Consider the following 946-nt stretch of genomic DNA (forward strand, 5'->3'; position numbering starts at 1 on the left):
TCCCGTCCGGCCCTGGTGCTGGACGCCGAGACGCTGGCCGGTGCGGATCTCGACGGCTGCGTGGATTCGGCGCCGACCCCGCGCATCTCGGCGGAGAACACGGCGTATGTGATCTACACGTCGGGTTCGACGGGGCGCCCGAAGGGGGTGGCTGTCTCACATGGTGCGTTGGCGAACTTCCTGTCGACCATGGGTCGCCGGGTTCCGCTGACGCCTGCGGACCGGTTGCTCGCGGTGACGACGGTGTCGTTCGACATCGCGGGGCTGGAGCTGTTCCTCCCGTTGATTTCCGGTGCGGGTGTGGTGCTGGCGGACAGGGAGACCGTTTCCGATCCGTCGGCTGTGGTGGTGGCGTTGCGTCGTCACGAGGTGACGGCGGTGCAGGCGACGCCGGCGTTCTGGCAGATGCTGGTGACGCAGGAGCCGAATGCCGCGGACGGGTTGCGGGTTCTGGTGGGTGGCGAGGCGTTGCCGGCGCGGCTGGCCGAGACCCTGGCGGGTCGGGCCGCCGAGGTGTTCAACGTCTACGGTCCGACGGAGACGACGATCTGGTCGACGATGGCGCCCGTCGAGCCCGGGACCGGTATCCCGTCGATCGGCGCGCCCATCGGGAACACCCAGGTGTATGTCCTGGACTCCCTGCTGCGCCCGGTTCCGCGCGGGGTCCAGGGCGAGTTGTACATCGCGGGTGCGGGCCTGGCCCGCGGGTACCTGGGGCGCCCGGATCTGACGTCGGGGCGGTTCGTCGCGTGCCCGTTCGGCCCTGCCGGTGTGCGGATGTATCGCACGGGTGACTTGGTGCGGTGGGGCGCGGACGGGCAGTTGGAGTATGTCGGGCGTAGTGACTTCCAGGTGAAGGTCCGGGGTTTCCGGATCGAGCTGGGTGAGGTCGAGCATGTGCTGGCCTCGCATCCCGGGGTGGCGCAGGCCGTGGTCGTGGTGCGGG

Annotated in this window: 1 pseudogene; it reads left to right on the forward strand. The window is 69.9% G+C overall.

The features are described from left to right. Positions 1-33: 33 nt before the first annotated feature. Positions 34-946: pseudogene (locus tag IE278_RS41750) on the forward strand (amino acid adenylation domain-containing protein); the annotation flags it as partial.

It is taken from the genome of Streptomyces tauricus, assembly GCF_014650955.1.
Taxonomy (GTDB): Bacteria; Actinomycetota; Actinomycetes; order Streptomycetales; family Streptomycetaceae; genus Streptomyces; species Streptomyces tauricus.